A 21,668-nucleotide genomic window follows, 5' to 3' on the forward strand; every position below is an offset into this window, starting at 1 on the left:
GCGAACCCGGCGCCGAGAAGCTCCGCGCCAGCTCCCGCGACACCGTCGACTTGTGCTTACCGATCATCAAAGCGATCAGGTCCTGCGACAACCCCAGCCGATACCCCCGCTCGATCGTCCTCCGCTGCTCCACCGTCAACCGCGCACCAGGCATGACCCGCAACCTCTTCCAGAATCAGTCCAGTTGCAACAACCGATTGAATTCGCCCCTCTCCGGCGCGGAGGTCGTCGAAGACCCCAACTGGTAGGCCGTCGGGGTTGTCGTCGGTGCGCAGCATCATGGGTGGCACGGCGGAGACCAGGACGAGCTTGCGGACCCGTTCCGAGCCGTGTCGGCTGAGGTAGCGGACGACCTCGCCGCCGCCGGTGGAGAACCCGACCAGCGTCACCTCGTACAGGTCGAGGGTGGTGAGCAGGCAGGCGAGGTCGTCGGCGTAGGTGTCCATGTCGTTGCCGTCCCAGGTCTGGGTAGATCGGCCGTGGCCGCGGCGGTCGTGGGCGATGACCCGGTGGCCGGCTTCGGCCAGCTGCCGTTGTTGGGCCTCCCAGCTGTCGGAGTGCAGGGGCCAGCCGTGGGAGAGCACGACCGGGCGGCCGGTGCCCCAGTCCTTGTAGAAGATCTCGGTGCCGTCGTCGGTGAGGATGGCGTTCATGACCGTGCTCATCTCAGGTCGGCTTGGTCAGTCGGTGCTGTGGATGGCGCGGAGGATGACCTTGGTCGTGGTTCTGGGGTGGCTCATCATCGCGACGTGGGAGCTGCGGATGGTGCGGGTCCAGGCGCCTGCGCGCTTGGCCATGGCGGCCTGGGCGGCCGGCGGGATGAGGTGGTCGTCCCCGGCTCGCAGGTACCACGACGGGATGGTCTTCCACGCCGGTGGACCGGACGGCGTGACCAAGGCACCGAACGTTGCGGGACGTTGTCCCGCGGCCATCGCGGTGGTCTGGGACCCCGGGAGGTCGTGGGCGAAGATGTTGCGGAACGAGCGGGGGTTCACGTACACGTCGCCGTCTCCTTCGGGGGCTCCGGGGTAGGGGCGGACCACGATGTGATCGAGAAGGGTGGAGTGCCCGCCGCCGAGCTCGTTGGCCGCCGCGACGTTCTCGCCCTCGGCCAGCGCGTACGCGGCGACGTAGACCAGAGCCTTGACGTTCGGGTTGCCGCTCGCAGCGTTGGTGATGACGGCGCCGCCGTAGGAGTGGCCGACGAGCACGACGGGACCTGTGATGGTGGAGAGGAACGTTCGCAGGTACTCGGCGTCGGAAGTCAGGCCACGCAACGGGTTCGGGGGTGCATACACGGTGTAACCGTCGGCGGCCAGGCGGGCGATCACGTCGTTCCAGCCGGACGCGTCGGCGAACGCGCCGTGGACCAGGACGACGGTGGGCTTCTTGCTGCGGCTGGCGGGTGCGCTCGTCGGGCTGTTCTCTGGGGAGCTCAGCGCTGCCACAGACACCGATGAGGCCGGCGATGCCGCAGGACCCGGGCTGCTCGAAGGCAGGGTGGACGCTACAGCGGTCGCCCCCAGCAACGTGAACAACATGATGGGCACTGCGAGAAGAGCGCTCGTGCGCGAGCGGGGTGTCGTGAACATCAGAGCTCCTGGCGTCCGGGGACGGCCGAGTCGGGTCCGGCCGGTACTGGTTCTGACGACAGTCGAACTTCGGCGTGCCGGGTGGAAACCGTTGCGTGGGCTATCGGGCACTCAGGGACGATTTCTGTGCATCCCCAGGCTCAGGGCCTCCGATACAGTCGTGGGGACGGGAATCTCGGGTCCTGCTCTGCCCATCCCCAGACGTCGCAGGGGGTCGTCGTGCTCATCTTCGACAGCGCCACACTGCCCACCCGGGAGCGTTATGGCGCCATCCACGACGCCATCACCAGCGCCGCCTCGGCGACGTTCATGGCGCCTGCTCGCGGCGGAGAGAGTGTCCACCTACGGATGCACGCATGGGACCTGGGAGGCGGTGTCGAGGTCATCGACGCCCGTTGCTCAGCGCACACCTTGCGACGCACGGGGAGGGCCGAAGACAGCGAGCCGACGTACCTCATCACGTGCGGTCTCAAGGGCCGCGGCGCGCACCACCAGGACGACCGCGACATGCCCGTCCGACCATCAGGCATCTGGGGCACCGACCTGACCCAGCCTTACGTTCACCACGTCACCGACACCTGGACCACCACCGCCAAGGTGCCCCACGACCTCCTCGGCGTCCCGACGCGGCTCGCGACCCCCGCCCTGCAGCACATCGGCGACAGCCCGCTCGCACCACTGTTCAACCGGCACATGGCGGAAGTCCGCGAAGTAGCCGCCGGCATCAACCCCGTTGCAGCCGCATCACTGGGCACCGCGACCGTCGCCCTCGCCCGGGCCCTCATCGCGAGCGTCACCGACGACGACCGCCTCAGCCGCGAGTCCGCAAGCGACACCCTTCTGCTTCAGGTCAAGGAGTTCGTCCGCGAGCACCTGACCGACCGGGATCTCGACCCTCATACCATCGCAGCTGCGAACCACGTGTCCGTCCGGCACCTGTACAAGACTTGTGCGCAGGCCGACCTGCACCTCGAGCAGTGGATCATCAACGAACGTCTCGCAGGCGCCCACGAGGAACTTGCCCGGGCCACTTCGGCCCGACTCTCCATCACGGCGCTTGCACGGCGCTGGGGATTCTCCAGCACATCACATTTCGCACGAAGGTTCCGCGAGACATACGGGCTGTCGCCGAGTGAGTGGCAAGCACTCCACCGTCAGCTTTGAACCAGCAAAGCGGGCGTCGGTTCCAGTCACGCGTCCCTCGCGACCCTCTGAAAGCAGGAAGCCCGAGGGCAGCCCGTGCGGCGAAGCGCCCGGACATCGGCATGTGAGTGCGCCTAGGGCGTGTACACCGACAGCCGGCGAATTGAGCTACCCACGAGTCTCGGCACGTCTCGACCGTTGGCTTAGGAGCGCGACCTCTCTCGCGTAGGTCGTGTCGGCTCGACCTGCGTAGTAGAGCTCGGCGACGTCGGTGCTGTGGCCGGCCCAATCGGAAGCGAGGTAGACACTGATGCCGGCGTCGAGCCAGTGGGTGATGGCGGCCTTGCGGAGCGTCTTGGGCAGCATGGCGGCGAGGGCGGCCATCGAAGTGCCGGCAAAGACGCGTTCGCAGGCGGCCTTCACGATCATCGCTAAGGTGACGAAGAAGGCCCGGACGGTGGCGGCGGAGGCCTGGACCGGGTCGGTCGATGTCGGTCTCGCCGCGAGCGATGGCGGCAGCGAGGCGCCGGTCGTTGACCGCACGGGTTCGGTCGTTCACGGAACGTCGGGCGACGAGCGCCAGCCTGAGATCGTCGGCTGTCAGGTGCTCCAGAAGGATTGATTCGCCGGGTTCGGCCGCGGAGTGCGTGCAGCGGGGATCACCGGTCTTGTAGACGAGCAGGTCGACCGCGGCCCGCATGTTGCGGCGGTGCCCAAGCATGTTCTTGTCGCCGAAGGTCGGGCCCATGATCGGCCAACCACACCTCGTCGCCATACGACGAGAAGGTGCGCCCTGATGAGATGACCGCGGACGTGGACGTCGATCCGGAATCGACGGTGAGCGGCTCCGTTACCTCACGTGCGGGATCGGGCGGCCAACCGCGCTCGTCGGCGTCCCAGCCCATGAGCTTGGCGCGCATGAGGTGGTCGTGGAATGTGCGGGCGTGGCCCTTTGCCCGAAAGGTGCGCTTCTTCAGCTCGTTGTTCACGCGCCAGCGGACTTGCCAGCGCCGAGCGCGTCTGTCGTTGTCGGCGACCGTCCTCTCGTCGGCGGTCTGGACTTTGATGGCGTAGACGCCCCAGGTGGTCACTGGACTTGCTTGGCGACGAGGAAGGCGCGGACGTCGGACGGGCGGAAGCGGATCTGGCCGTTCACGCGGATGAAGGTAGGGACGAGGCCGGTGCCGGGGTCCCTTGGCGGTCCACTTGCGAACGGTCGACTCGCTGACGGAGAGCCAGGCGGCCAGCGCCTGCATGTCGATGAGCGGCTCGTCCGGCACCCCGTGCCCTCCGGGGGCGAGGAGCGAGCTGTCGGCGTCGGTCGTGATCGGGTAGCTGGAGATACGTTCCTCCGCGGGCTGGGTCGTTGACCTGAGCCGGGCAGGACGCGAGCAGCGGGCAGGCCCGGCACTCATCAGAAGCAACGCCGGAAGCCGTGGATCGGTCGCGTCCGGAGTGGTGAGTCTGCGGTGCACGGTGGTGAGGATGGTCGGATCGCGTGGTGAGGCGCCGAGCCGCTCACCAGTGGACAACGCTCGCTCTCTTCACAGGCAGAGCAAACGAACGGTCCGCCGACCGTCGGGTCGCGCTGACTGAGTCCATGTCCCAGGCGTCAGCTTCGTCCGCGACCTGCCCGCGTTGTCATCAGCCGCTGCCTCCGTCCGGAGGCGGTGGGCCCAGGATCTGGTGCTCCCAGCGCTGCCGGCGAGCCGCCTACGAGGAGCGTCGCGCAGCGGCGAACGGCGCGATCGCGGTGAAGGTCGTCGAGGTGGTCCCGCCCGGAGCTGACGCACAGCCTCGGTGCCTGCGTCGCGGAGGTGATCGCATCATCGACGGCGTGCCGTCGGGTGCTGGAGGCGCTGACCGAGTCAGCCCGCCGCGGCGAGCTCACGACGGACCCGCGCTGGGACCCGACCTTGCGCGCGCTCGTCCGGCTCCTCGACGCGCTGAACCCGCCTCGCGGGCTGCGTCGACGGGTCGCAGGTTCGGCCAGAAAGGCCGGCCGGACTTTCGTACGGACGCTCACCACCACCTGTGGTGCAAGAGGTGTGTGGGTCGAGAATGTGGAGCGGGGAGCGGCGCGCGCGAGGTAGCCGGTGAGCGTCCTGGCATGCGAACGGGAGTCCGCAGCATGCGTGCCAGGCAGACGTTTCGAAGGTCGCGATCAGAGGCCGAGGTCGCGGCCGATGAGCTCCTTCATGATCTCGTTCGAGCCGGCCCAGATCTTCGAGACCCGGGCGTCGCGCCAGGCGCGGGCGGCGCGGTACTCGTTCATGAAGCCGTAGCCGCCGTGCAGCTGGACGCAGTGGTCGAGGACGTCGTTCTGGACCTGCGAGCTCCACCACTTGGCCTTGGCGGCGTCGACGGGGGTGAGCTCGCCGGCGGCGTGCTGGACGACGCACTTGTCGATGAACGCCTCGGCGACCTCGATCGCGGTGACCTGCTCGGCGAGCAGGAACTTGTTGTGCTGGAAGTTGCCGATCGACTGCCCGAACGCCTTGCGATCCTTCGCGTACTGGACCGTCTCCTCGAGGATCTGCTTGGCGTGGGCCACGTTGCTGATCGCGCAGCCGAGCCGCTCCTGCGGGAGCTTCTGCATCATGTGGATGAAGCCGCCGTCGAGCTCGCCGACGATCTCGGCGTCGGTGACCCGGACGTTCTCGAAGAACAGCTCCGCAGTGTCGGACTCGTCCTGGCCGACCTTGTCGAGCTTGCGGCCGCGGCTGAAGCCGGGCAGCGTCGTGTCGATCGCGAAGAGGGTGATGCCGCGCGCCTTCTTCTCGGGCGAGGTGCGGGCGGCGACGAGCACCAGGTCGGCGGAGTAGCCGTTGGTGATGAACGTCTTGGATCCGTTGATGACCCAGTCGTCGCCGTCGCGGACGGCGGTCGTCTTCAGCGCGGCGAGGTCGGAGCCGCCGGAGGGCTCGGTCATGCCGATCGCGAGCAGGATCTCGCCGGACACCACGCCGGGCAGCCAGCGCTGCTTCTGCTCGTCGGTGCCGAGCTCGACGAGGTACGGCGCGGTGATGTCGGCGTGGATGCCGGCGCAGGACGCCAGCGCGGCGTTCACCTTGGAGAGCTCCTCGAAGAGCACCGCGTTGAACCGGTAGTCCCCGGCCTCCGAGCCGCCGTAGATCTCGGGCACCTCGAGGCCGAGGAAGCCCTGCTTGCCCGCCTCCAGCCAGAACTCCCGCGGGATGGCCTTCTCGGCGGCGTACGTCTCGACGTACGGCGTCACCGACCGGTCCAGGAACTCCTTGACCGAGCCCCGGAACGCCTCGTGGTCCTCGTCGTAGATCTCACGCTGCACGGGACTCCTGAAAGTGGGTGATGGAAGATGTCGAAATTATGCATGAATCTATTGACGTGCGCCTAATGTCGAATAATGTGCTGGCGAGACGAGCGTCACACCGGCGCGCGCAGTCGCCTGATCGGCACCCGGGAGCCCCAGGCGCGGTCGAGAGAGAGAACGACATGAGCCTTCACTGGAAGCCTGGAACCCGAGGGGCCGCGATCGGCGTCGTCGCGGCACTGCTGCTCGTCGCCACCGCCTGCGGTGCCGGCGAATCGGAAGCCCGCAGGGAGGGCAGTACGGAGCAGTCCACGGTCGACGCGGCTCGTGCGATGGTCGAGAAGTACACGCCGGCCGCGACCAGCTACCCGGAGATCACGCCGATCGACGGTGACGTGACGGACCTCGAGGGAAAGAAGGTGTGGTTCGTCCCCATCGGTGCCGCGGTACCCGGGCTCCGCCTCTTCGGAGAGGCGATGGACGACGCCTTCTCCCGCATCGGGATCGACGTGCAGATCTGCGACGGCAAGTTTGTGCCGAACGCGATCGCGGCGTGCCTGGAGCAGGCGGGGACGAGCGGCGCCGACGCGGTCGTCACGGCGTACGTCGACTACGGGCTCGTGAGCACGGCGATCGATCGACTGGTGGACGAGGGCATCCCGGTCCTGGTGGCGGGCGCCGCCGCGCCTGAGGGCGTGTCGAACTCGCCGATGCTGGCCTTCGACGACACCGCGCCCGACCAGGACCTGTCCGAGCAGCTCGCGGCCAGCGCGATCATCGTCGACAGCGATGGTACGGGAAACGTCCTGTACATCGGCCCGAACGACTCCCCGAACGTGTCCGGTGTCGGCGACCGCGCCGTGACCTACCTCGAGGACACCTGCCCGGGATGCGCGGTGACCCGCATCGAGTACGCGACGGCGTCGCTGGACAAGCTGCCCTCGCAGGTGAGCGCGGCTCTCATCAAGGATCCGTCCATCGACTACGTGCTCACCCAGGTCGACCCCGCCACATCACCCGCGGTCAGCGGGGCCCAGTCGGCCGGGGCGATCGACCGGCTCAAGTTCGCGACAGCCGGCGCCGACCTCGCCGGGCTGCAGGACGTCGAGGCCGGGGGGCACCTCATCGCCGATGCGGGCTACAGCCTCGTCTACGCCGGGTGGCGCTTCGGTGACGGCATCCTGCGGATGATGACCGGCGGCACGCCGGCGACCGACTCGTCGGTCCTGCGGCTGTTCACCACGGACAACGTGCAGGCGCTCGATCTCACCCCCGAAGGCTACGCGTCCCACGACTGGTACGGCGACGACTCCTTCGAGGACGGCTTCCTCGAGGCCTGGGGCGCCCAGTGACCAGTGCGTCCCCGCGCCTGGAGATGCTGGGCATCTCGAAGACGTTCGGCCAGCACCGCGTGCTCTCCGAGGTCGACCTCGTCGTCGGCCCCGGGGAGATCCGCGGACTCGCTGGTCAGAACGGCTCGGGCAAGTCGACCCTCATCAAGATCCTCACCGGTGTCCATCGCCCTGACCCGGGCTCGACGATCAGGGTCGACGGTGCGCCTCTGGACCTCCCGGTGCGCTGGACGGCGGCGCACGCAGCCGGCATCGCGGTCGTCCACCAGGACCTCGGACTCCTCGATCACCTCACCGTCGCGGAGAACGTGTGCGTCGGCGGCTTCCCGACCCGCCACGGCCGGATCGACCGGCGTCGTCGGGACCGCCTGGCGGCCCGGACGCTGGAGCGCATCGGTGCCGACGTGTCGCCACTCGCGGTGGTGGGCGAGCTTACGGCCGCCGAGCGGGCGGAGGTCGCGATCGCCCGAGCTTTGCGCGACCACGCACCCGGCGGCGGCCTCATCGTCCTGGACGAGTCGACGCGGTTGCTGCGCGGCGCCGACCTGGAGCGCGCCCACACCCTGCTGCGTCGCCTCGCTGAGACGGGCTCCTCGATCCTGTTGATCAGCCACAGCATGAGCGAGCTGCAGTCCCTCCCTGGTCGCGTCACGGTCCTGCGCGACGGCCGGGTCAGCGCGGACCTCGGCGTCACGGTCGAGCCGATCTCCGAGGCTCGCATCGCGCGGGCCATGCTGGGCGACGCGGTCGACGAGTTCCGCCGCGGCACTCGGGCACGTCCCGCCGACGACGTCCCGCGGGTCCGAGTCGAGGGCCTGACGGGCGCCCACGTCCGGGAGGCGGCGTTCGAGATAGGCCGCGGAGAGGTGCTCGGCATCACCGGCGCGCCCGCCAGCGGATATGAGGAGATCCCCTTGCTCCTCACCGGTGCCCGGGCCGCCCGTGCCGGCACTGCCCAGGTCGGCGAGCACTCCGTGGACCTGACCCGCGCCGGCGTGCGTCATGCGCTGCGCGCCGGCATCGTCCTCGTCCCGGAGCGGCGCGATCGCGACGGCCTCGCTCTCGAGCTGTCGGTGGCGGACAACGTGACCCTTCCTCGGCTGGGGTCACGGTCGCGGTTCTACCTGAGCCGGTCGTGGCGGGACCGGCAGGCCGCGCGCGCCATCCGCGACCACGGCGTGCGCCCGGCGGCACCGCGAGCCCTCGTACGAGAGCTCAGCGGCGGCAACCAGCAGAAGGCGCTGCTGGCGAAGTGGCTCTCGGCCCAGCCGGTGCTGCTCGTCCTGCACGAGCCCACCCAGGCCGTGGACGTCGGCGCGCGGCGCGACATCCTCGCCCGGATCTCCGCGGCCGCCGACGACGGTGCGAGCGTCCTGGTCGTCAGCAGCGAGGCAGACGACCTCGCGGCCGTCTGCGACCGCGTCCTCGTCTGCACGTCGGAGGGCGACCTGGTCGAGACCAGCTCGACCGACTCCGCAGTCCTGCTCGACCACGTCTTCGCCACCTACACGGAGGAACGATCATGACCGTTCAGCACGACCAGGCCGAGACCGTCGGTCCCGAGACCGTCGACGCGACCGCGCCGGCTCGGGCCCGTCGCCGCGGTGCCTTCCTGTCGCGCTACGCGCTGATCGGTGTGTGGGCGTTGCTCATCGTCGTCTACTCGATCCTGATGCCGACGACGTTCATGACCACCTCGACCGTCCAGGCCATCCTGGGTTCGCAGTCCGCGCTGCTGCTGCTCGCCCTGGCCGCCCTGAGCACGTTCGTCGCGGGCGAGTTCGACCTGTCCTTCGCGAGCGTGATGGGGATGTCGGCGACCCTCGTTCCGGTCCTCACCGCTTTGCACGGCGTCCCGATCGTGCTCAGCTGCCTGATCGCGATGGCGACGGCACTGGCGTGCGGACTGCTCAACGTCTTGTTCGTGGTGGTCCTCGAGGTGCCGTCGCTCATCGTCACCCTGGGGACGGCCAGCCTCTACCTCGGCTTGGCTCAGCTGGTGGCCTCCTCCACGATCGTCTCGATCTCCCACGAGGCCTTCAGCGACCTCGCGTTGCACCGCGTGCTCGGCATGCCGCTGTCCTTCTACTACGGGTTGGGTGCGTGCCTGGTCTTCGCCTACGTGTTGGCGTACACGCCGCTGGGCCGGCACGTGATCTTCGTCGGCGCCAACCGTGACGTTGCCCGCCTGGCCGGCATCGATGTCGCCCGGATCCGGGCGGGAAGCTACCTGGTCGCCAGTGCCTTGGCCGGCCTGGCGGGGATCGTCCTGGTCGCCAGTGTCGGCGGATTCGACCCCGTGGGCTCGTCGGTCTACCTGTTGCCCTCGCTCGCCGCGGTCTTCCTGGGCACAGCCGTGGTCCTGCCGGGACAGTTCAACCCGGTCGGCACCTTCGTCGGTATCTACTTCCTGGCGACCGGCATCATCGGCCTGCAGCTGCTCGGCTTCAGCGGCTGGGTGCAGGACGTCTTCTACGGTGGCGGTCTCGTTCTGGCCGTGAGTGTCGCCGCCGTCGTACGGCGTCGGGTAGCAGTGTCCTGAGAGCACCTAGCTCTGCCACCGGCCGGCCCGTCCATTCCCGGACGGGCCGGCCGCTTGCGTCGACGGGACTGCTCAGCCGGTCGTGACCCGGCTCCTGTCGTACCCGGTGGCGGTGTCCAGCAGCTCAGCCACGAGGCCTTCGAGGTCTCCGCGCCACGTGATGTGCTGGTCGGGTCGGACCAGGAGGACCTCGTCGGCGCCTAGCCCGTCGTCATCACGGGCGACGACCTCCAACGGCACGGCCCGGGTCCGCGCTGCGGCGCGGAACCTCTCGAGAGCGGCGGGAGCCGGTCCGGTGCCCGGGTGGAGCACCGTCAGCCCCCGCCCCAGCCGGTCGTAGAGGGCGGTGTGCGCGTCCAGCCACACATGGGGGAGCCGCGCGCCCGGTCGGGTGGAGGGGACGTACGTCGTGGCATCCATCGGGGGCTCTGCTTCGGCGCCCGCGACGATCGGTGACCCGGCGTACCCATAGCCAAGGGTCAGGCCGAGGGAGTAGAACTCCTCCGCCTTGGTGCGCTGCAGCGCGTCCGCGGTCCGCGCCAGCTCGTGGCCGCTGGCGCGCAGGTTCGTGGTGGCCGACGCGATCGTCTGCTCCGCGATCCGGCGCCGCTCGACCTCATAGGTCGCGAGGAGGTTCGGCCCGCCCCAGCCCTGCAGCACTGCGGCAAGCTTCCAGCCAACGTTGACCGCGTCACCAACGCAGGTGTTGAAGCCATGCCCACCGAACGGCGGGTTCAGGTGGGCGCTCTCGCCGACGAGGAAGACGCGCTCGCTGGCGAAGCGATCCGCGAGGAGCATGCGCGGGGTCCAGGGATCGGTGGACAGTACCTCCAGGTCCGGGACCGGGACGCCGGCCAGCTCCCTGATCAGAGCGGCCGCCAGGACCGGATCGTTCCGGTCGCCCACCCCGGCGAGGCCGGCCCACCACAGCCCGTCTCGATCGAGAGGTCCGACCGCCCCGGGCGTCTCGGTCCCGATGACCCAGTAGTGCAGAGCCTCGCCCATCGCCGGCCGCAGCGCGCGGGAGCGGAAGACGGCGTTCAGGTTGGCCGCGGGGGCCGAGGTGCCTTCGAGCTTCGCTCCGATCGCGCTCCGGGCGACGCTCCAGCCGCCGTCCGCGCCGACGACGTACGGCGCGCGCAGCTCGGCTGGGGTGCCGTCGGCACGCTCGAGGGTCACGAGGACCTCATCGGGCAGCTCGACCACCGAGGTCGCTCTCTCGCCCCAGCGCAGCTCGACCAGGCCGCTCGCCCGCAGGTGCTCGCGCAGCACCTCCTCGACGATCGGCTGCGCGACCTGCTGGCCGGACTCGGCGAACAGCTCGTGCGGGCCGTCGCTGAGACCGAACACGCCGTGGAACTCGGTGATCGCGGCTCCGTCGAGGCGATCGCAGAACACCACCCGACGGTTCCATCCCGGAGCCAGGGGCGCGCGGTCCCGCACGGCATCGGCGATCCCCCAGCGCCGCAGGAGCTCCATGGTGCGGGGGCTCGTCGTCTTGGCGCGGGGTCGGGTGTGGGAGACCTCGGTGCGCGGCTCGACGAGCACGCTCCGGACGCCGTGGTGAGCCAGCTCGGCCGCGGTAGCGAGGCCGGCGGGTCCGCCGCCGATGACGATTACCTCGACGGCGGAGACGGGTGTGGACACAGAAGAAGTCATGGCGGATATGGTTCGGCGCGTGATGGCTGCCACACCCGCTGCGTTCCGATGAACGGCACGCCAGCTGCACGCAGGTCCGGCCGTCCCGCGAGCGGGGAACCGGTGCTCGCGCGAGCCTTCAGGCTCCTCGGGGCCTTCGATCGCGCCGGTGAAGCGCTGAGCCTCGCCACGCTGGCACGGCGGGCGGGCCTGCCCAAGAGCAGCACTCTGCGCTTGGCCTCACAGTTGGTCGAGGAGGGTGCTCTGGAGCGATCGGAGGACGGCGCGTACGTCGTCGGCCTGCGCTTGCTGGAGGTCGCCGCCCTCGCGCCTCGCGGGCACGGCCTGAGGTCGGCAGCGCTGCCGCACCTGGAGGACCTGCATCAGGTCACCCGGCAGCACGTCCTCCTGGCGGTGCGCGACGACGACCAGGCGGTCCTCGTCGAACGACTGTCGGCGCTCGATGCGACGCCGGTGCGCCACCGGGTAGGCGGGCGGCTCCCGCTCGGCGCGACCGGGGTGGGACTGGCACTGCTCGCCTTTGCCCCGGCCGGCCTCCAGGAGGCGGTGATCGCGTCCGCGCCGGGTGATGCGGCCGCGCGCCGACGCGTGCGCCAGCTGGTGGCCTCGGTCCGCACGCAGGGTGTCGTCTCCGTGACGACCGCGAACCCGGTGGCCGACGGGCCCGCATGGATCACGACCGTCGCGGCGCCGATCCTGCTCAACCGCGTCGACGCGGTCGGCGCGATCTCGCTGGTCTCACCGACCCGCGGTGCCCTGGTGGGTCAGCGTCTGGCGCTCCGCACGACCAGCATGGCCATCGCGCGGGCCTACGCGGCCTCAGCGTCTCGGGGCGCCCGCCCGTAGTGTGCTAGGCGACCGGGGCGTCGGCGGGTCGCCCGGAGATCAGCAGGTCGGTGCTCCGGCGGATGTGCGCCACGGTCAGCTCGGCCGCGCGATCGCTGTCCCGAGCCACGACGGACTCCATGATCTCGCGATGCTCCTGCTCGACGTCGCGGTGGGCACGCTCGGCCGCCGGTGCGGACCAGACGCGGTAGACCAGCGAGATGGAGCGCAACCGCACGGCGGCGTCCACGAGATACTCGTTCGGGCACCCACCCAGGATGGCGACGTGGAACGCTTCGTGAGCCAGGATCCAGTCCTCGGAGATGTCGTGCGCCTCGTTCTCGCCGCCGCTGCGGGCGAGCGTGTGGTGCGTGGCGACGACGCCGGCCTCCCAAGCGAGGTCGCCGTGGGCGATGGCCTCGCGCGTGACCAGGGTGTCGAGGGCGACTCGCGCCTCGGTCAGACGCTGCAGACGATCGACGGAGACGTCGATCACCCGGAACCCGAGCTGTGACTCCGAGGTGGCGAGACCCTGCTCAACGAGGCGCGGCAGGACCTCCCGCAGGACTCCCGTGCTGACGTCGTACCGCTCGCCGAGCCCGGCGAATCCCAGCCGCGACCCGGGCGCGAGCCGCCCGTTGAGGATGTCGGCGCGGATGTCGGCGAGGACGAGGTCGGCTCTCGTCGGGGTGGCGGTACGGGTACGCGGTGGCATGCGAACCACGGTAGTGATACTTCGAAAGTATGCCCAGTCCCGCGGATCTGAACACGAGAAACGGGGCATCCTCGAATTTCGAAACTTGTTTGACATCTCGAACTGCAGATGGTTCGGTGAGGGCCGAAGGACTCGCCGGCTGTGCGGCGAGCGAGCTGAAAGGCGAATCGAGTGCGCATCGCATCCCGAGCAGGTCGAGCCGTGGTGGTCTCGGCGGAGACTCTGACCTGCATCGACGTGGCCGACGCGAGTGCCGGCCGTTTCGGCCCCCGTGCCGCGCAAGTCCTGGACGCGTGGGCGGAGTTCCGGGCCTGGGCGGCCGAGGCGGCCCTGGACCCGGCGGCCGACGGGAAGCCGTTCGCCCTGGACGAGCTCGACGCCCCGTCCCCGGAACCACGGCAGACCTTCGCGATCGGACTCAACTACCAAGACCACGCGGACGAGTCCGGGCTGGCCTATCCGGAGACGCCGCCCACCTTCACCAAGTGGGTCGGCAGCTTCGCCGGCCCGGTCGGCGAGCTGCGGCTGCCAGCGGAGACTGTCGACTGGGAGGCCGAGCTCGTCGTTGTGATCGGGGCTCGCGCCGAGGGGGTCGCCGCCGCCGACGCCTGGTCGTACGTCGCCGGACTGACGGTTGGCCAGGACTATTCCGAGCGGACCCTGCAGCTCTCGGGTCCAGCTCCTCAGTTCTCTCTCGGCAAGTCGTACGTCGGGTTCGCCCCGCAGGGTCCGTGGCTGGTCACGCCCGACGAGTTGGCCGACCCCACGTCGTTGGCCATCGAGTGCCGTGTCAACGGCGAGACCGTGCAGAAGAGCAAGACCGACCGGTTGATCTTCTCCATCCCAGCGCTGATCGAGCGCCTCTCCGCAGTCCTGCCACTGCTGCCCGGCGACGTCATCTTCACCGGGACGCCGGCCGGGGTCGGCGGTGCCCGCAAGCCACCGCGCTTCCTCCACGTCGGTGACGTCGTCGAGACGACGATCGAGGGCATCGGCCAGCTGCGGCAGGTCTGTGTCGCAAGCGATTCGCCAAGGAGCTGACGTGGGACTGCACCGGCTGACCACCATCACCATGGGCGTGCCCGACGTCTCGTCTACCGCGTCCTATTACGCCGAGTTCGGACTCGCCCCGGACCCGGCAGCCACCGACGGGGTTGCGCGCTTCCGCACGACCGACGGCGGGGAGCAACTGCGCATCGCGCCGGCCCCGCGCAGACGGCTCATCGACCTCGGCGTCGGCGCCGATGACCCCGACGACCTCGAACGGGTGGCGCGGGCCCTGGAGCGGCTCGAGGTCGCCACGGTCCGCACCGCGACCTCGGTCGAGGCTGTCGACCCCGGCACCCGGGTGCGGGTCCGCGTCGAGCTGGCCGACCGCATCCACTCCGAGCCGACACCGGCGCCGGCGTACAACACGCCCGGGGTGGTTGCGCGGGCAAACGCCCGGGCCGACTCCGTGCTGCGAAGCACGCGGGTGCGTCCGCGCAAGCTCGGCCACGTCGTCCTCGGCTCGACCGACCAAGGCGCCTCGGAGCGCTTCTTCGTCGAAGGCATCGGGTTCAAGGTCAGCGACACCGTGCGTGGTCACGCGGCCTTCCTGCGCTGCTCCTCCGACCACCACAACCTCCTGGTGCAGGCGGCGCCGGTCGATCTGCTCCACCACACCTCGTGGCAGGTCGACGATGTCGACGACGTGGGGCGAGGTGCCGCTGCCATGTTGGAGAAGGACCCCGATCGACACGTGTGGGGCCTGGGTCGGCACGCGATCGGCTCGAACTTCTTCTGGTACCTCAAGGATCCGGCAGGCAACTTCTCGGAGTACTACTCCGACATCGACTGCATCGTGGACGACGCCCTGTGGACGCCGTCGGACTGGGAAGGCGCCAGGGCGCTGTACGACTGGGGTCCGCCGCCCCCAGCGTCTTTCCTCGCCCCCGATGACCTGGCGGCCCTGATGACCGGGTCCCACGCCTCATGACCGGGCGTCAGGGGCGGGTCCGGATGGATCAGGGCGACCGATGAGGTTCGTGAGCTTCCGGTCGGGTGCGGACGAGGCCCGCCTGGGCGTGCTCGAGGAGAGCCGCATCCACGTGCTCCACCCAGGATCCACCCTGCTCGGCCTGCTGGGCGACGACGGTGAGCGCCTGCACGAGGCGGGGGCCGCTGCGCTCCGGGACCCGTACGACGTGCTGGACCTTGACGAGACCCGGCTGTTGCCGGCTGTCCCGGCGCCGCCGACCGTCCGCGACTTCATGACCTTCGAGCGGCACGTCGAGGGCACCGCCAAGTTGGCTGGACCCGACGGCCGGGTGCCGGCGGAGTGGTACGAGTTCCCTACGTTCTACTTCACCAACCCCTACGCCGTCATCGGTCCGCATGACGACGTGCCGGTGCCGCCCGGCTGCACGCTGTTCGACCTCGAGCTCGAGGTCGCGGCGGTGATCGGGCGCGAGGGTCGCGACGTCCGAGCCGAGGACGCCGCCGGCCACATCGCGGGCTTTTGCCTGCTCAACGACTGGTCCGCCCGCGACCTGCAGCTCACCGAGATGCAGATCCGCCTGGGACCCGCCAAGGGCAAGGACACCTCGCTCTCGCTCGGTGGCGTCTTCGTGACCGCCGACGAGCTGGCGCCACACCGATCGGGCACGGCTTACGACCTGGAGATGACAGCGACCATCAACGGCGAGGTGCTCGGCACGGACAAGTGGTCCTCGATGCACTTCTCCTACGAGGAGATGGTCGCGCACGCGAGTCGCGGCACCGTGGTGCGTCCTGGTGACGTCCTGGGTTCGGGGACATCGGGCGGCGGCTGCCTCGCCGAGCTGTGGGGGCGCGAGGGCTTCGACGCCCACGCTCCGCTGGGCCCCGGCGACGTCGTCACCATCGCCGTCGAGGGGCTGGACTCGATGACCTCGAGGATCGTCGCCTATTCGGACCGGGGCCGGTGAGCCTCAACCTCGCGACAGTGCTCGAGGAGGCTGCGCGAACCCATGCCGAGCGGCCCTTCGTGCTGGTCGGTGAGGTGTCGCACACCTTCGCGTCCGTCGAGCGCCGCGCCGCCCGGATCGCGCGGGGACTTCTCGCCCGGGGTCTGCGCCCCGGCGACCGGGTCGCCATCCACCTGCCCAACACCGTCGAGTTCGTGGAGGCCTACTTCGGGATCCTCAAGGCCGGGCTGGTGATGGTGCCGTTGAACCCGCTGCTGGCTCCGCCCGAGATCGCTTTCCAGGTGAGCGACAGTGGAGCGCGACTGCTCGTCACCGAGGTCGCGACGCTCGCGTCGGCGCGCGTCGGCGTGGCGGGCCTCGGCGTCCAGCTGGTCGTCGTGGGCTCCGGCGGCGTGGACGACTTCGAGCGCCTGCCGGAGGAGGAGGCGCTCGACGTCTCCCACGCCACCGCCGCGGACGACGTCGCCGTGATCCTCTACACCAGCGGAACGACGGGCCGCCCGAAGGGGGCCGAGCTCACCCACGTGCAGCTCTACCTCAACTGCACGGTCGCCGGCGAGTTGTTCGACGTCGGTCCGGACGACGTGATGACGGCGGTGCTGCCCTTCTTCCACGTCTTCGGGCTCTCGAGCGTCCTCAACGTGGCCGTCCGCTACGGCACTCAGCTGGTGATTCTGCGTCGGTTCGTCGTTGAGGACGTGCTCGACGCGATGCGCCGGCACGGGGTCACGGTCTTCTCCGGCGTGCCCACCATGTTCATCTCGCTCCTCGACAGCGACCCCGCTGCCGGCCTGCCGCGCACGCTCCGGCGGGGCATCTCCGGGGGTGCGGCCATGCCGGTGGAGGTACTACGCGGGGTCGAGGAGAAGTTCCCCGGCCTCGTCGTCCTGGAGGGCTACGGCCTCTCGGAGACCGGCAGCTGCGCGGCGTTCAACATCGACGCGGAGCAGCGCCGGGTCGGCTCGATCGGCAAGCCCATCTGGGGCGTCGAGATGCGCGTCGTCGACCGCGACGGCGTCCCCCTGCCCGACGGTCCGGAGCACATCGGCGAGATCGTGATCCGCGGCCACAACGTCATGCGCGGCTACCTCGGCCGTCCCGAGGCGACCGCAGAGGCGATCCGGGACGGCTGGTTCCACTCCGGCGACCTGGGCTACCGCGATGCCGATGGCTTCTTCTACGTCGCCGACCGCATCAAGGACCTGATCATCCGGGGCGGCTACAACGTCTACCCGCGCGAGGTGGAGGAGGTCCTCTACGCGCACCCCGACGTCGCCGAGGCGGCGGTGGTGGGTCGGCCCGACGACCGGCTCGGAGAGGAGGTGACGGCGTACGTCGTGCTCAGGCACGGGGCACTCGCCGACCGCGAGGCCTTGCAGGCCCACTGCCGCGCGCGGCTCGCCACCTACAAGTACCCGCGCACGATCGTGCTGCTCGACGACCTGCCCAAGGGGCCGACGGGGAAGATCCTGAAGAGGGCGCTGCGTCCCGAGCCGGTCGTGGTGCAACCCTGACTGAGCCCGGAGCCGGAGGACGCCGACTGGGCGATGCTCGCGCTCGCCTGGTCGGTCTACTTCGCGTTCGCCCTGACTGTGGCGTCGCTGGCGCCGATCGTCGGGACGGTGCGCACCGACCTCGCACTGAGCTACGCCCAGGTGGGGGTGGTGCTCGGCGCCTGGCAGCTCACCTACCTGGTGGCGGCGCTGCCGGTGGGTTACCTGGTGGACCGCTTCGATGTGCGCTGGGCAATCTTCGCCGGCACGCTGCTGGTGCCGTCGACTTCCCGACACTGTTGGGCGCCGTCGCCCTCCTCGGGCTCGGTGGTCTGGTCATGTCCGTGGGGCTGCCGAAGGTGGTCGCGGAGCTCTTCACCGGTCGTGCCCGCGCGACTGCGTCCGGCATCTACATGACGGGCGCCCACGTAGGTGAGATTGTGGCGCTCGCCGCCACCGCGGCCCTCTACTTCACAGTGGGGGAGGTCGGCGGCTTCGCTGGCCCCTCCCTGGTCGGTGCCTTCGTCTCGGTCACCGGCAGCTTCACCCTCGGCGTCGCCTCGCTCTCGGTCGTGACGTTCGGCGCGGCCCTCGCGGCCTGGCGGATGCCTGTGCCAGCGGAGCAGGAAAGCCCACCCTAAATTCGAAATTGTCTTGACATGCCGAAAATCCTTCGATTGAGTGAGGGGCGTCACCACCGCGATCCAAGGAGAGTCATGAGCGCTCACCCCGCCAATCGGGACGTCTTCGTCCCCCACGCCTTCGACGAGAAGCAGATCGACCTCGGTGAGATCACGATGAACTACGTCGAGGAGGGGTCGGCGAATAACCCCGCGCTCCTCCTGCTCCCGGAGCAGACGGGTTCATGGTGGGGTTACGAGGACGCCATCCGCCTCCTAAAGGACGACTTCCACGTCTTCGCGGTCGACATGCGCGGTCAGGGACGTAGTAGCTGGACCCCGCGGCGCTACAGCCTCGACAACTTCGGCAGTGACCTGGTCCGGTTCATCTCGCTCGCTATCGGACGTCCGGTCGTCGTCTCCGGCTGCTCCTCCGGCGGGGTCATGGCAGCTTGGCTGTCGGCGTTCGCCATGCCCGGCCAGATCCGGGCGGCTATCTGCGAGGACGCCCCGCTCTTCGCCTCCGAGTTGGTGCCCTCGTTCGGGCACGGTATCCGGCAGGCCGCCGGTCCCATGTTCGAGATGTGGAATCGCTACCTCGGCAATCAGTGGTCGGTGGGCGACTGGGAGGGGTTCATAAAGGCGGTGAAGAACTCGCCCTTCGCCGTCACCGCCGAGATGTTCCCGGACCCTACGCAGCCACCGCAGTTCATGAAGGAGTACGACCCCGAATGGGCCCGCGCCTTCTTTGACGGAACCGTGGCCGTCAACTGCCCGCACGACGTCATGCTGGCGCAGGTCAAGACCCCGGTACTCCTGACCCATCACCAGCGCATCGAGGATCCGGACAGCGGCATCCTGGCCGGGGCGATCTCGGAGCCTCAGGCCCGCCATGCCCAGCGGATGATCCAGGCTGCCGGTCAGCGCTGCGACTACCAGGACTACCCCGAGGCGCTGCACATGATGCACCAGTTCGACCCCGCGCTGTTCGCGCGTGTCGTGACGGACTGGGTGGCGACGCTGGACTGAGGTGCTGCGCCGTCCGCCTTCTTCGCCGGCCCCAGACAGATCGTTTCTGGTCGCGTGAAGTTCGAACGGACGAACCCGCCAGTGGCTACTTGCCTCCGGCCCGATCGCGCACCCTGCGCGCCTAAGCGCACACGCGCGAATTGATCAGGACGATGGGCTGCAGGATCAGGTGGCGGTGGCATCACATTGCGTGTGCGGTCGCCGGATTCCATTGCGGGCACACTGTGGGCACGTCGACTGGATCGATCGGCATTGATCGGAACTGTTTTCGCAGGTCAGATGCGGTGTGGGGTATCGCCAGGAGGCGGTAGGGACTCCCTACGGATCAGAAGGTTTGGGGTTCGAATCCCTACAGGCGCGCAGGACACGAAAGCCCCAGGTCAGGCCTTTGACCTGGGGCTTTGTGCATCTCCTGGATCTCTGGAGGCCGGGTTCGCATCGCGCTGAACGGGCGCGAGACCGGCTGTGGGCACACTCTGGGCACACTGGGGGCCCAGTCGGCCGTAACGACGAGGTTGTCGAGGGCCCCGCCACCCCTCGTCGTTTCTCCGTGGACGGGTGCCACTCAGGACGCGAGTCATGCCTTCGATGTGGGCGCAACTGGAAGTGCCAGCCTGTCCTGACCCCTAAGAGGGTTCCTGAATCTGTGACTTACCTGTGACAGAGCGAAAACACCATGAAACGTTTCGGCCCTAGCGTTGCCGATCACTTGTGCAGCGTCGCATGAGCGTCATTGCCGCCTCACGACGATCGGACGAGTGCGTCGGAGCCGCTCCGCGGCAAACGTCCGCTCGCGCGCTGGATGGTAGCCAGAAGCGCTGAGGGGTGGCGGTCGGGCGGCCTGTGCCGTCCCCGTCGTCCTGAGCTCAACGAAAGCAGACTCACCATGCCGGGTTCCTCACCATCCGACAACACCCCTGACGCCGCCGAAGCGGTCTACGACGACTGCGGCCACCGGGTTCCTGCCTCACGGGTCTCGCGTCGAGCGCTGTTCGCCGGCGCCGGAGCCACCGCCGCTGTCGTTCCGCTGGCTATGCGCGTGCCCCACGCCGACGCCGAGTCAGCCGCAATGAAGCGGGTACGGCCTGCCAGCGAGATCAGCCGTGGTCACTACCTCATCAAGAATGCCGCCCTGGTGTCGGTCGACCCGGAGGTCGGCAACCAGCAGGACGTCGACATCGAGGTCAAGGACGGGGTGATCCTGCGGATCGGGTCCCGGTTGACGGCTGCCGGCGCGGAGCAGATCGACGCGTCCGCGATGATCGTGATGCCCGGCTTCGTCGAGACGCATTACCACATGTGGAGTGCGCTGGGCCGGAACTTCGTGAGCGACGGGTTCGAGTACTTCCCCGCCAAGTCGGCCACCGTGGCGGCCTACGAGCCCCGCGACTTCTACAACAGCGTCCTCCTCGGCCTGGCCGAGGCGGCGAACGCGGGCATCACGACGGTCCACAACTGGGCCCACAACGTCCGGGCGCCCGAGTTCGCCGACGCCGAGCTCCGCGCGCACCGCGACGCCGCCGTCCGTGCGCGCTACTCGTACGGGCACCGCGATGGCCAGCCCGCGACCCAGCTCATCGACATCGCCGACATCGACCGGGTGCGGACCCAGTGGTTCGGATCGAACTCGCCGTTCGAGGACGTCGTGCACCTCGGGGTGAACGTCCGCGGCCCGTCCAACCCCACGACCTTCCAGGCGGAGATGGCCCTGCTGACTGAGCGCGGCATCCCGGTCAGCGTGCACTCGGGACAGGGACCGACCACGGCCGTGAAGCCTGCCGAGCTCGAGACCCAGGGCTACCTGGGTCCCGACTTCCTGGTCTGCCACAACCTGCCGGCCACCGAGGCCGACCGGGCCGCCATGAAGCGCACCGGTGCTCCGGTGAGCTTCGCCCCGCACTCCGACCTGCGGCTCGGGACGGCCGGCGGCTACCACGGCCAGCTACTGCGCTCGAAGGCTGATGGGCTGATCATCTCGCTGTCCTTCGACGCCTCGTCGCTCGCGCCGATCAACATGTTCGAGTCGATGAACCTGACCTGGAACCTCGGCATCCCCTATGTCGGCACCGACACCGCGAGCCTTGCGCCGGTGCTCCTGAAGGACGTCATCGAGTGGGCGACCCTGGGCGGTGCCCGGGCCCTGGGCATCGACGACGTCACCGGCTCGATCACTCCAGGCAAGCGTGCCGACCTCATCATGATCCGCCAGGACGACCTCAACATGGCGCCGGCCTGCGACGTCGAGTCGGCCATCGTGCGGGTCGCGACCCCGGCCAACGTCGACACCGTCATGGTCGACGGCCGGGTGCTCAAGCGCGGTGGGAAGCTCGTCGGCTTCGACACCAAGCGGATCGTCCGCAACGCCGCCTCGTCCGCGCACGCCGTGCGGACCAGGGCCGGCGGGCGCCTGAAGCCCGCATCGGTCAAGGTCCCGTCCTTCTGACGGCTCCCGGCCGTC

The 21,668-nt window shown here is 69.3% G+C and carries 21 protein-coding genes; 14 read left to right on the forward strand and 7 right to left on the reverse strand.

What is annotated here, in order from left to right; genetic code table 11:
- The 3 genes from ABEA33_RS27480 to ABEA33_RS14480 all read right to left on the reverse strand — a co-directional run.
- On the reverse strand, positions 1-91 hold a 91-nt coding region (locus ABEA33_RS27480; protein WP_425577423.1), incomplete at its 3' end, for a hypothetical protein.
- Positions 57-653, reverse strand: a complete 597-nt coding sequence (locus tag ABEA33_RS14475) for an alpha/beta fold hydrolase (RefSeq protein ID WP_345527510.1) — start codon at positions 651-653, stop codon at positions 57-59. The genes ABEA33_RS14475 and ABEA33_RS27480, both read right to left, overlap by 35 nt.
- A gap of 27 nt (positions 654-680) precedes the next feature.
- Complete coding sequence (locus ABEA33_RS14480) at positions 681-1,454, reverse strand: alpha/beta fold hydrolase (RefSeq protein ID WP_345527511.1); 774 nt, start codon at positions 1,452-1,454, stop codon at positions 681-683.
- Between the two features lie 357 nt (positions 1,455-1,811).
- Between ABEA33_RS14480 and ABEA33_RS14485 the strand changes: the two genes are divergently transcribed.
- Entirely contained in the window at positions 1,812-2,756 is a 945-nt protein-coding gene (locus tag ABEA33_RS14485; RefSeq protein ID WP_345527512.1) for a helix-turn-helix domain-containing protein, read from the forward strand.
- A gap of 289 nt (positions 2,757-3,045) precedes the next feature.
- Entirely contained in the window at positions 3,046-3,357 is a 312-nt protein-coding gene (locus ABEA33_RS14490) for a hypothetical protein (protein WP_345527513.1), read from the forward strand.
- 37 nt (positions 3,358-3,394) lie between these two features.
- Here the strand turns inward: ABEA33_RS14490 and ABEA33_RS14495 are convergent, their stop codons facing one another.
- Both ABEA33_RS14495 and ABEA33_RS14500 read right to left on the reverse strand, forming a co-directional pair.
- Positions 3,395-3,826, reverse strand: a complete 432-nt coding sequence (locus ABEA33_RS14495) for a hypothetical protein (RefSeq protein WP_345527514.1) — start codon at positions 3,824-3,826, stop codon at positions 3,395-3,397.
- Positions 3,827-4,899: 1,073 nt separating this feature from the next.
- Positions 4,900-6,045 (reverse strand): acyl-CoA dehydrogenase family protein, encoded by a 1,146-nt coding sequence (locus ABEA33_RS14500; RefSeq protein ID WP_345527515.1) that lies wholly within the window; start codon positions 6,043-6,045, stop codon positions 4,900-4,902.
- Positions 6,046-6,209: 164 nt separating this feature from the next.
- On the opposite strand from ABEA33_RS14500, the gene ABEA33_RS14505 reads away from it, so the two are divergent.
- From ABEA33_RS14505 to ABEA33_RS14515, 3 genes are read left to right on the forward strand one after another with little or no spacing between them, the layout of a single operon-like run.
- The gene (locus ABEA33_RS14505; protein ID WP_345527516.1) at positions 6,210-7,379 is read left to right on the forward strand and encodes a sugar ABC transporter substrate-binding protein; all 1,170 of its coding nucleotides are present in this window, start codon (positions 6,210-6,212) and stop codon (positions 7,377-7,379) included.
- The gene (locus tag ABEA33_RS14510) at positions 7,376-8,905 is read left to right on the forward strand and encodes a sugar ABC transporter ATP-binding protein (protein WP_345527517.1); all 1,530 of its coding nucleotides are present in this window, start codon (positions 7,376-7,378) and stop codon (positions 8,903-8,905) included. Before ABEA33_RS14505 ends, ABEA33_RS14510 begins: the two co-directional genes overlap by 4 nt.
- Positions 8,902-9,921: an ABC transporter permease gene (locus tag ABEA33_RS14515; protein WP_345527518.1), complete on the forward strand. Its 1,020-nt coding sequence runs from the start codon at positions 8,902-8,904 to the stop codon at positions 9,919-9,921. The genes ABEA33_RS14510 and ABEA33_RS14515 overlap by 4 nt, the downstream gene beginning before the upstream one ends.
- 72 nt (positions 9,922-9,993) lie before the next feature.
- Here ABEA33_RS14515 and ABEA33_RS14520 read toward each other — a convergent pair whose 3' ends face one another.
- On the reverse strand, positions 9,994-11,580 hold the full coding sequence (locus ABEA33_RS14520; RefSeq protein WP_345527519.1) for an FAD-dependent monooxygenase: 1,587 nt from the start codon (positions 11,578-11,580) through the stop codon (positions 9,994-9,996).
- Positions 11,581-11,628: 48 nt separating this feature from the next.
- Here ABEA33_RS14520 and ABEA33_RS14525 point away from each other — a divergent pair, with 48 nt between their 5' ends.
- Complete coding sequence (locus ABEA33_RS14525; RefSeq protein ID WP_345527521.1) at positions 11,629-12,426, forward strand: IclR family transcriptional regulator; 798 nt, start codon at positions 11,629-11,631, stop codon at positions 12,424-12,426.
- A gap of 4 nt (positions 12,427-12,430) precedes the next feature.
- On the opposite strand, the gene ABEA33_RS14530 is transcribed toward ABEA33_RS14525, so the two are convergent.
- Positions 12,431-13,120 carry a GntR family transcriptional regulator gene (locus tag ABEA33_RS14530; protein ID WP_345527522.1) on the reverse strand — a complete coding sequence of 230 codons (690 nt, stop codon included), beginning with the start codon at positions 13,118-13,120 and terminating at the stop codon, positions 12,431-12,433.
- Positions 13,121-13,291: 171 nt separating this feature from the next.
- On the opposite strand from ABEA33_RS14530, the gene ABEA33_RS14535 reads away from it, so the two are divergent.
- The 8 genes from ABEA33_RS14535 (at position 13,292) to ABEA33_RS14570 (ending at position 21,653) form a co-directional block, all read left to right on the forward strand.
- A complete protein-coding gene (locus ABEA33_RS14535) occupies positions 13,292-14,161 on the forward strand; it encodes a fumarylacetoacetate hydrolase family protein (protein ID WP_345527523.1) in 870 nt (289 codons plus the stop codon).
- 1 nt (position 14,162) lies between these two features.
- Positions 14,163-15,098 (forward strand): VOC family protein, encoded by a 936-nt coding sequence (locus ABEA33_RS14540; RefSeq protein ID WP_345527524.1) that lies wholly within the window; start codon positions 14,163-14,165, stop codon positions 15,096-15,098.
- A gap of 40 nt (positions 15,099-15,138) precedes the next feature.
- Positions 15,139-16,068, forward strand: coding sequence for a fumarylacetoacetate hydrolase family protein (locus tag ABEA33_RS14545; RefSeq protein ID WP_345527525.1), 930 nt, complete (start codon positions 15,139-15,141; stop codon positions 16,066-16,068).
- A complete protein-coding gene (locus ABEA33_RS14550; RefSeq protein WP_345527526.1) occupies positions 16,065-17,582 on the forward strand; it encodes a long-chain-fatty-acid--CoA ligase in 1,518 nt (505 codons plus the stop codon). Before ABEA33_RS14545 ends, ABEA33_RS14550 begins: the two co-directional genes overlap by 4 nt.
- Positions 17,583-17,615: 33 nt before the next feature.
- On the forward strand, positions 17,616-17,978 hold the full coding sequence (locus tag ABEA33_RS14555; RefSeq protein WP_345527527.1) for an MFS transporter: 363 nt from the start codon (positions 17,616-17,618) through the stop codon (positions 17,976-17,978).
- Positions 17,979-18,001: 23 nt separating this feature from the next.
- Complete coding sequence (locus ABEA33_RS14560; protein WP_345527528.1) at positions 18,002-18,202, forward strand: hypothetical protein; 201 nt, start codon at positions 18,002-18,004, stop codon at positions 18,200-18,202.
- A gap of 75 nt (positions 18,203-18,277) precedes the next feature.
- Positions 18,278-19,210 (forward strand): alpha/beta fold hydrolase, encoded by a 933-nt coding sequence (locus ABEA33_RS14565; protein WP_345527529.1) that lies wholly within the window; start codon positions 18,278-18,280, stop codon positions 19,208-19,210.
- Between the two features lie 886 nt (positions 19,211-20,096).
- Positions 20,097-21,653, forward strand: a complete 1,557-nt coding sequence (locus ABEA33_RS14570; RefSeq protein ID WP_345527530.1) for an amidohydrolase family protein — start codon at positions 20,097-20,099, stop codon at positions 21,651-21,653.
- The last annotated feature ends 15 nt before the right edge of the window (positions 21,654-21,668 follow it).

It is taken from the genome of Nocardioides endophyticus, from assembly GCF_039543845.1.
GTDB classification, from domain to species: Bacteria; Actinomycetota; Actinomycetes; order Propionibacteriales; family Nocardioidaceae; genus Nocardioides; species Nocardioides endophyticus.